9 protein-coding genes are annotated in these 8624 nt (G+C 40.6%); 6 read left to right on the top strand and 3 right to left on the bottom strand.

The genetic code is table 11. The annotated features are described in order from the left end of the window. Positions 1 to 385: 385 nt before the first annotated feature. Positions 386 to 619, bottom strand: coding sequence for a hypothetical protein (locus tag BW139_RS15195; protein ID WP_076920228.1), 234 nt, complete (start codon positions 617 to 619; stop codon positions 386 to 388). A 397-nt stretch (positions 620 to 1016) separates the two neighbouring features. Between BW139_RS15195 and hisG the strand changes: the two genes are divergently transcribed. Genes hisG through BW139_RS15225 form a run of 6 tightly spaced genes read left to right on the top strand, consistent with a single transcriptional unit; the run spans position 1017 to position 6704 of the window. After that, complete coding sequence (hisG, locus tag BW139_RS15200; RefSeq protein ID WP_076920229.1) at positions 1017 to 1916, top strand: ATP phosphoribosyltransferase; 900 nt, start codon at positions 1017 to 1019, stop codon at positions 1914 to 1916. A gap of 5 nt (positions 1917 to 1921) precedes the next feature. Next, entirely contained in the window at positions 1922 to 3223 is a 1302-nt protein-coding gene (gene hisD / locus BW139_RS15205; RefSeq protein WP_076920230.1) for a histidinol dehydrogenase, read from the top strand. Beyond that, positions 3213 to 4301: a histidinol-phosphate transaminase gene (hisC, locus tag BW139_RS15210; RefSeq protein WP_076920231.1), complete on the top strand. Its 1089-nt coding sequence runs from the start codon at positions 3213 to 3215 to the stop codon at positions 4299 to 4301. The genes hisD and hisC overlap by 11 nt, the downstream gene beginning before the upstream one ends. Continuing rightward, complete coding sequence (hisB, locus tag BW139_RS15215; RefSeq protein ID WP_010388866.1) at positions 4298 to 5359, top strand: bifunctional histidinol-phosphatase/imidazoleglycerol-phosphate dehydratase HisB; 1062 nt, start codon at positions 4298 to 4300, stop codon at positions 5357 to 5359. Before hisC ends, hisB begins: the two co-directional genes overlap by 4 nt. Beyond that, on the top strand, positions 5356 to 5946 hold the full coding sequence (hisH, locus tag BW139_RS15220; protein WP_010388867.1) for an imidazole glycerol phosphate synthase subunit HisH: 591 nt from the start codon (positions 5356 to 5358) through the stop codon (positions 5944 to 5946). The genes hisB and hisH overlap by 4 nt, the downstream gene beginning before the upstream one ends. A gap of 32 nt (positions 5947 to 5978) precedes the next feature. Further along, complete coding sequence (locus tag BW139_RS15225) at positions 5979 to 6704, top strand: 1-(5-phosphoribosyl)-5-[(5-phosphoribosylamino)methylideneamino] imidazole-4-carboxamide isomerase (protein ID WP_076920232.1); 726 nt, start codon at positions 5979 to 5981, stop codon at positions 6702 to 6704. A 66-nt stretch (positions 6705 to 6770) separates the two neighbouring features. Here BW139_RS15225 and BW139_RS15230 read toward each other — a convergent pair whose 3' ends face one another. Both BW139_RS15230 and BW139_RS15235 read right to left on the bottom strand, forming a co-directional pair. Continuing rightward, entirely contained in the window at positions 6771 to 7310 is a 540-nt protein-coding gene (locus tag BW139_RS15230) for a cytochrome b (protein WP_008112608.1), read from the bottom strand. 16 nt (positions 7311 to 7326) lie between these two features. After that, the gene (locus BW139_RS15235) at positions 7327 to 8334 is read right to left on the bottom strand and encodes a catalase family peroxidase (RefSeq protein WP_076920233.1); all 1008 of its coding nucleotides are present in this window, start codon (positions 8332 to 8334) and stop codon (positions 7327 to 7329) included. Positions 8335 to 8624 lie beyond the last annotated feature (290 nt).

The raw sequence follows: 8624 nt of genomic DNA on the forward strand, positions 1-8624 counted from the left end.
GTACACCTTGTACCCGATTAGGGATCAGCATAGACCGCAAACTACAATAACGAAAATTAAACATTTAATTTACAATTAAAGTATTAGTAACAATATTTAGTTCTTTATTTACAGTTAGTTAAAATTAACCTTATTTATAGCAAAAACAATATATAACATTATGTATACATATATTTACATTTTAAAAATTCAACGAGGGGATTAGTTTTATAAGTTACACTAGTAAATATTCATCACTCAACGATGACTAAAAAGTCGTGTTCTTGCTGTAAAAATTTAAACTAATGTGATTTGCAGTGAGTTAAACGGAATTTAAGCTGAGGGCTTAATTAAGTGAAGGAGGTTTTGTAATTACCTTTATACTCTGACAGGCAATCAGCTTTATTTAAGCCCATGTATCTAGATGAGGTTTGTCGTCATCTTCTTCAGCGGTGTTATTGCGCGATTTATTTTCGTCAAACGACAGCTTATGTTGTTTTTCTATCTCCCTTTTTTTACGCTCTTCTAGCTCTACTTTTTTGGCACTGGCACTTTGTTGAACCCCCGCAATATGAAAAGCCCCTTTAGATTCAAGCGTTAAACGCGTAATAGGCCCTAAATAAGGGATCATTATATCCATGCTTGCCTCCATTGAATTGAACGTAATTTAATCACTATAAAGCTGTTGATAAATAAAGCAATACTCTAATTATTATCGGCAGTTATAAGATATTCTTTAATTAAAGAATATTTTTCTTGCCATGATGTTAGTGAATGTGTTTTTATAAATGCGAAATTTATTAAACAAACAGCAGCTAAGCGTTAACATAGTAACGAATAGCTAAACAGGATATAAAAATGCTTAATTCACTGACAGTTGTACATCACCACCATCATTCATCGGAATAACCTGTCAGGTCTTTCGCTGAGAGGTTGTTCCTAAAAGGAAACCTCTGGCGAATCAACATACCAAGATTCATTTTCGCCCTGAGGTTTCCCTCGGGGTTTTTAGTTTTTAAATTAAAGGAAAATGAGTAATGAATAATAGTAATCGTCTTCGTATCGCCATTCAAAAAGGCGGCCGCCTATCTAAAGATTGTCAAGATCTGCTTAAGCAACTGGGTGTAAAGCTCAATCTTCGTGAGCAGCGCCTAATAGCACACTCAACCAACATGCCTATCGACGTTTTGCGTGTACGCGATGACGATATTCCTGGCTTAGTTATGGACGGTGTATGTGATTTAGGTATTGTTGGCGAAAACGTACTAGTAGAAGTACAAGCAGAAAGAGAACGCCAAGGTGTACCGAGTGAAGTAACAAAGCTTGCTAAACTTGACTTTGGTTACTGTCGTTTAGCACTAGCATGGCCACAAGAACTTGGTAAGCAAGACAAGAGCTGGTTTGAAGGCAAACGCATAGCAACCACTTACCCAGAAATTTTAAGCCAATACCTAAAACGCGAAGGCATCAACGCCAGTACAGTAATGTTAACAGGTTCAGTGGAAGTAGCACCACGAGCAGGACTTGCCGATGCTATTTGTGATTTAGTTTCTACAGGCGCAACGCTTGAAGCAAATGGCTTAATGCAGGGTGATACCATTTTAGAGTCAAATGCTTGTTTAATCCAAAACACTCAACTACAAGATCCTGAAAAATTAGCGCTCATCAATAAACTAATGCCTCGTTTACGTGGTGTAAAGCAAGCTAAAGAAAGCAAATACATTATGTTACACGCACCAAAAGACAAGCTTGATGAAATTTGTGAGATTTTACCTGGCGCTGGCCAACCTACATTATTGGCTCTTGCGGGTAATGATGAATATGTTGCCCTACACATGGTGAGCAGTGAAACCCTGTTTTGGGAAACCATGGAACAACTTAAGGCCCTTGGTGCCAATTCTATTTTAGTTATGCCAATTGAAAAAATGATGGAGTAACAACAATGCTTCGTTGGAATGAGGAATCATCACAAGTTCAAGCAGCGGCGCTTATGCGCCCTGCTGTATCAGCAAGTGAAAAAGTAGAAAGCATTTGCCAGACTATTTTGGCAAAAGTTAATGCGCAAGGCGATGCCGCTCTACTTGCATTAGCAAAAGAGTTCGATAATAGAGCCAAGCCGCGTTTACGTGTACCACTTGATGAAATTAATGCCGCTGAGAAAATGCTAAGCCCAGAGCTTAAGTATGCAATTGATACCGCTTATGCCAATGTGAAATGTTTTCACCAAGCGCAATTACCAAAAGATATCAAGTTATCGACTCAACCAGGTGTTGACTGTGAACTGAAATATCAAGCCATCGAAGCAGTCGGTATTTATGTACCAGGAGGGAGTGCCCCTCTTCCGTCATCGGTTATTATGCAAGGTGTATTGGCGCAGTTAAGCGGTGCAAAAACCGTGGTATTAACCACCCCAGTACAAGGTGATAAAGCAATTAACCCGGCTATTTTATATGCCGCTAAATTATGTGGTATCACCACAATTATTGAAAGCGGCGGTGCAGGCGCGATTGCTGCAATGGCTTATGGTACTGAGTCTGTTCCTAAAGTGAATAAAATTTTTGGCCCAGGTAACAGCTTTGTCACTATGGCAAAACAGTTAGTCGCACAAACGATTCCAGGTATGGCGATTGATATGCCAGCAGGGCCATCAGAAGTGTTAGTGATTGCAGATGAACGTGCAAACCCAGAGTTTATTGCTGCCGACTTACTCTCTCAAGCAGAACACGGAGCTGACTCACAAGTTATTTTATTATGTAACAGTGAAACCATTATTGAACAAACGCAAGATGCACTTACTCGTCAACTTGCCAACTTAAGCCGAAAAGACACTGCCGAACAGGCATTGGCTAATTCGTCACTTATTCTAGTTGATTCAGTAGCCCAAGCGTTTGACGTATCAGCGCAATATGGGCCAGAGCACTTAATATTACAGCTTGGCGATGCCACTCCTTATTTAGATAAAGTAAAGAATGCAGGCTCTGTATTTGTTGGCGATTACACCCCAGAGTCAGCGGGCGATTATGCCTCAGGCACTAATCACGTGTTACCCACTTATGGTTACAGTGCAACTTACTCTAGCTTAAATTTACTTGATTTTTTTCGTACTTACACAGTACAAACCATCAGTAAACGTGGCTTAACTGAGCTTTCAAAAGCTATTTTACCCTTAGCAGATGCAGAAGGCCTAGATGCCCACGCTAATGCGGTTTCAATTCGTTTAGAGGCAATAAAAAATGAGCAATGAGAGCGGCTTATTACCTGATAATATTGCAGCGCTTGCTGCGTATAGCTCAGCTAAAAGTGAAAAACTAACTGGCACAACCTGGCTTAATGCGAACGAAAGCCCGTATGCTAAAAACCTTGAAATAACAATTGAAGACTTGAATCGTTACCCCGATCCTCAGCCTCAATTGGTTATTGACCGCTACGCTGCCTATGCTGAGCTTGAAAACGAAAATGTATTTATGACTCGCGGCGCAGATGAAGGCATTGAATTATTAGTACGTACCTACTGTGAACCTTCAAAAGACAGTATTGCATTATTTTTACCAACATATGGTATGTACAAAGTAACGGCCGATACACACAACGTCGCAATCAATGGCCTAACACAAGCGCTTTTATTAAATGGCAGCGTGGATGAAATAATTGCCGCTGTGGGTAGCTCAAAACTAGTGTTTATTTGTAATCCAAATAATCCAACTGGAAGCTTAACGCCGCTAGATAAAGTAAAAGCCATTGCCACTGCGCTTGCAGGTAAAGCATTAGTGATTGTTGATGAAGCCTACATAGAGTTTTGTCCAGAGCAAAGTGCAACACAACTTATAAACGAGTTCAGTAATATTGTTGTGCTTCGTACACTCTCAAAAGCGTTTGCACTTGCGGGTTTAAGAACAGGGTTTACTCTCGCTCAGGCTAGTGTATTAGCGCCTATTCGTAAAGTCATTGCACCGTATCCGGTATCGGGTGTGGTGGCCAGCATTGCAGCGCAAGCCATTGCCCCTGATGCGATTACCTCAATGCGTCGCCAAGTGACGATTTTAAATAGCTTAAAGTTAAAGCTTATTGACTGGTTAAACGCCTCTCCTGCAGTATTAAAAATACTCACTGGTGAAGGCAACTTCGTTACTTTAAAATTAGCGAACAAGGATTACTTTAAACAAGCGCTTAAACAAGGCTTAGTAATGCGCGCCTTCACCTTATTTAATGAAGACGACTGGCTACGTATTTCAATTGGTAATGAACAAGAATTAGAACAAGTAAAAATTTGGTTAGATGGCCTGCAATTGCCACAAACCGCAGCACAACAGGAAGTATCATGAGTAACCCCTATTTATTTATAGACCGCGATGGCACTATTATTGAAGAGCCAATCACCGATAAACAAGTCGACAGCCTTGAAAAACTAGCGTTTTTACCAGGTGTCATTCCTGCCTTATTGCAACTGCAAGCCGCAGGCTATCGCTTAGTGATGGTATCGAATCAAGATGGCTTGGGCACAGACAGCTTCCCAACTGCCGATTTTGACATTGCGCAAGACAAAATGATGGACATCTTACAAAGCCAAGGCATCAGCTTTGAGTCCGTATTAATTTGCCCACATTTTGATGAACAAAACTGTGATTGCCGTAAACCAAAAACAGGCTTACTAACCGAACTGATGCGCTCAGGCAAAGTTGATTTAGCACGTTCTTTTGTGATTGGCGATCGCCAAACCGATATTGGCCTTGCACAAAACTTATGTTGTGAAGGTATTTTATACGACGGCAGCTGGCCTGCCATTGTCACTAAACTGACCACGGCAAACCGTGAAGGTCGCGTAACACGCAACACTAAAGAAACACAAATAGATGTAGCGGTTAACCTTGATCAAACGAAAAATGGCAGCATCGAAACTGGCCTAGGTTTTTTTGATCACATGCTGGATCAAATTCGCACTCACGCCAATATTGGCTTAAATATTAAAGCCAAAGGCGATTTACACATAGACGAGCACCACCTTGTTGAAGACATTGGTATTGCTTTAGGTGTTGCCCTTAAACAAGCGCTTGGCACCAAATCGCAAATTGCGCGTTATGGTTTTGCCTTGCCTATGGATGAATGTAAAGCCGAGGCACAAATTGATTTATCAGGTCGGGCATCATTTGTATTAAACGCCAACTTTAGCCGTGAAAAAGCCGGTGATTTAGACGTACAAATGGTTGAACACTTTTTTAAAAGTTTAAGTGATAACGCCGCAATTAGCCTTATTTTATCGGTAAGTGACGGCAACTGTCATCACCAGGTGGAAGGCTTATTTAAAGCGTTTTCTCGTGCTTTGCGCATGGCTATTGCACAAGATACCAGCCAACAAACAGCCAGCTCTAAAGGATGTTTATGATTGCGATAATTAATACCGGTTGCGCCAACATTAACTCAGTGCGGTTTGCATTTGAGCGTTTAGGGCAAACCCCTACGGTGATTACCTCGCCAGAACAACTAGCAGGCTATGAACGTGCTATTTTACCCGGTGTTGGTCATGCATCTGTTGCTATGAAGCGTTTGGTTGATAATGGTTGGCAGCAAGCAATTAACGAATATCAGCGCCCGCTAATGGGAATTTGCTTAGGCATGCAGTTACTGTGCGAAAGCACTGAAGAAGGTAACGTGCAATGCTTAGGTAAAATACCAGGCGAAGTAAAAGCACTCGATGTAGGTAGCTTAACGTCACCACATATGGGCTGGAATAACCTATCTGTTCAACAAGCGCACCCGTTGACTCAAGGTTTGCATGCGGACGATCAGGTTTATTATGTGCACAGTTTCGCCCATACAGTTAATAACGCCACGCTAGTCAGCAGCGAATACGGGCAAACATTTTCTGCAATTGTAGCTAAAGACAATTATGCAGGCATGCAATTTCATCCTGAACGCAGCGCTAAAGTAGGTACGCGTTTATTACAAAATTTTGTTGATTGGCAACTTTAGGTTGCTCTTCATGCTTTTAAAAGAGAAATACAGTGATTATTCCAGCATTAGATGTATTACAAAATCAAATCGTACGTTTGTATCAAGGTAAATACGATACTGCACAGTTTTATCCCTTTGAGCTTGGTGCTCGCTTAAAAGAGTATGCCGACAGTGGTGCCACTAAATTACATTTAGTTGATTTAGAGGGCGCACGGGATCCAAGTAAAAAACAGTGGCAACATATTCAAGCAGCAACAAAAGCTCTCAATGTACCTTACCAAGTAGGTGGCGGTATTCGTTCAGAGCAAGACGTGAGCGATTGGCTAAAAGCAGGTGCAAACCAAGTGGTTATTGGCTCAATGGCGGTTGAAAAGCGTGAGCAAGTAAAAGCCTGGATTGAACAATTTGGCGCTGAGCACTTTGTAATTGCCCTTGATGTTAATAAAGCTGCAAACGGATGGGCACCAGCAACCCACGGTTGGCTAAACGAATCTGAGTTTGGATTATTTGAACTGATTGATTTTTACGTTGGTCTGGGTGTTATTGACTTTTTATGCACGGACATCAGTAAAGATGGCACCATGACGGGCCCTTCTTTTGCGCTTTATGAAGATTTAATTAATCATAATGCAGATATTAAAGTGCAAGCCTCAGGAGGAGTAAGCTCGTTAGATGATATTAAAAAGCTCAATGAACTTGGTGTTGGCGGCGTAATTTTAGGTAAGTCTTTATTAGATGGTGCTTTTAGCGTAGAAGACGCGCTTAAATTAGGCTAAATACTAAAATTTAAAAAGGCACAGATGCGAGCGCGTCTGTGCCTTTTTTTGTATAAAACAATCAGTTTATTTATGCTTACCCGGCAACATAGAGCCCAATACGCCATCTTGCTTTATTAAACCATGATAAAGTGCAGCGCTAACATGCATAAAAATAAACAGTAAAAATGCATAAGCAATTAGGCCATGTGCTTCACGAAAAAACGCATAGGCCTCAATATTTTTACTGACTAAATTAGGCAAAGTAAATAAACCAAAAAAGCTCACTGTACGCTCATCAGCACTTTGCATTAACCAGCCTGAAATTGGCATTAAAATCATAGACGCATATAAACCCACTTGGGTTAAATGTGCGGCTAAAGCTTGCGGTTTAGGCACACTCGGTGGTAATGCGGGGCTTTTACACAGTACTTTATTAATTAATCTTATTGCAACTAATATCAGTGCTAACACACCAAACGATTTATGCAGTTGTATAGCCTCTACCTGCCATACGGCTAAGCTTTGTACCATCGACAAACCAAGAAATAACATAGAAAGTATAATTAATGCCATTGCCCAGTGAATAAGCATACTCGACGCTGAGTATTTGGTAATTGTTTTCATTGACTCGTTCCTGTTATTAATTATTTAAAAGTACTTCTTTAGCACGACGACGAAATGACTCTGCATACGCAGCGCCACGGGCACGTAAAATAGGATCAGCACTTGGCTGAATACCTGTTGGTAATACCAGCGGATCAAAGTTCATGTTTTCACATACCCCGCCCTCTTGTGCTTGCAGGCGTGATATTACTAACGTACCGGCGTTAATGGTTTTGCGCGATTGTGGCCATAAAACAGTTGGGTTGTTTTCATCATCTTCTTCGGTTGCAAAACTAAACAGCATATCAAACTTAACCGGTGCTTGAGCTACTTGGTCTTTAAGTTGTAGCTGCAATGCATCTGGTGAATCAATAGTAAGTGGTTGGGTGTTTTCATCACTTAATTGCGGTTTAGCAATCCAGCGTACGGCATGCTTTTCATCATTTTCATCCACCAAATAAAACGCATTAATACTGTGGTATTGCTCAGTGGCAAAACTACTGGTTGGCGTGTAGCTTGCTTTCCAGTTATTAAAAGCGGCACTTTCAGGGTGTGCTGCAAAAAACGCTTTAATTTTTTCTGGGCTGCGCTTTTTAGTCACCGGATCGGGTGAAAGAGCTTGTAGTTGTTTAAAAAACGCTTCTGGCGTAGCTACCGCCATAACCGGAGGCGTATTCATTGCAACACGCCACTCTTGGTTATCATCAGTGGTTATAGAAAACGCTAAACTACGCACCGGTGCTTTTAAATCAGGTGCAGTTGGATTATTACCCGCAATAGAAAAGCGACCTACAAAAGGGGTTGCCCCTAAATCAAATACCTTTGCTTGCGAGTACTTAGCAAGCTCACCCGTTGACTCAAAAGAGCCAGCTAAACAAATACCTTTTGCGTGTGCTCGGCGAAATCCCTCATGGGTTTTATCACCTTGTTGTAAATTAACAAAACGCTGTGCAGTCACTGCGTCACGATTAAATGCGCCGGTAAAATACAAAATAGTCAGGGCAAATAAGCTAATAATTGCTATTAAGATGATTTTTTTACTCATGGTAGGATTAGACCTCGTATGATTATTTTCTTGATGAATATGTTTGGAATTTTTCATAGTTTATAAATTACGTCTTTAAATTAATGGCTAACCATTACTGAGTGATGCTTTACGTTGCAGCGCTTTTATTAAGCGATACCAACATGACTCTTACAAGACCGCTGCTAAGCAATTAATATTTCAATTTAATTAATAAAAAGTATTCATTATGGTTTTAAAACTGCAAACAGCTAATGTTTATGAGCTTGCGCTTTTAAAAAGCTGATTGTTAATTATACTTAGGTTTATAT

Source organism: Pseudoalteromonas sp. SK18 (genome assembly GCF_001974855.1).
Taxonomy (GTDB): Bacteria; Pseudomonadota; Gammaproteobacteria; order Enterobacterales; family Alteromonadaceae; genus Pseudoalteromonas.

Coding starts and splice junctions, on each gene's coding strand:
- hisC (WP_076920231.1), top strand. CDS start 3,213: ATGAGCAATGAGAGCGGCTTATTACCTGATAATATTGCAGCGCTTGCT.
- hisH (WP_010388867.1), top strand. CDS start 5,356: ATGATTGCGATAATTAATACCGGTTGCGCCAACATTAACTCAGTGCGG.
- BW139_RS15235 (WP_076920233.1), bottom strand. CDS start 8,334: ATGAGTAAAAAAATCATCTTAATAGCAATTATTAGCTTATTTGCCCTG.
- BW139_RS15230 (WP_008112608.1), bottom strand. CDS start 7,310: ATGAAAACAATTACCAAATACTCAGCGTCGAGTATGCTTATTCACTGG.
- hisG (WP_076920229.1), top strand. CDS start 1,017: ATGAATAATAGTAATCGTCTTCGTATCGCCATTCAAAAAGGCGGCCGC.
- hisD (WP_076920230.1), top strand. CDS start 1,922: ATGCTTCGTTGGAATGAGGAATCATCACAAGTTCAAGCAGCGGCGCTT.
- BW139_RS15195 (WP_076920228.1), bottom strand. CDS start 619: ATGGATATAATGATCCCTTATTTAGGGCCTATTACGCGTTTAACGCTT.
- hisB (WP_010388866.1), top strand. CDS start 4,298: ATGAGTAACCCCTATTTATTTATAGACCGCGATGGCACTATTATTGAA.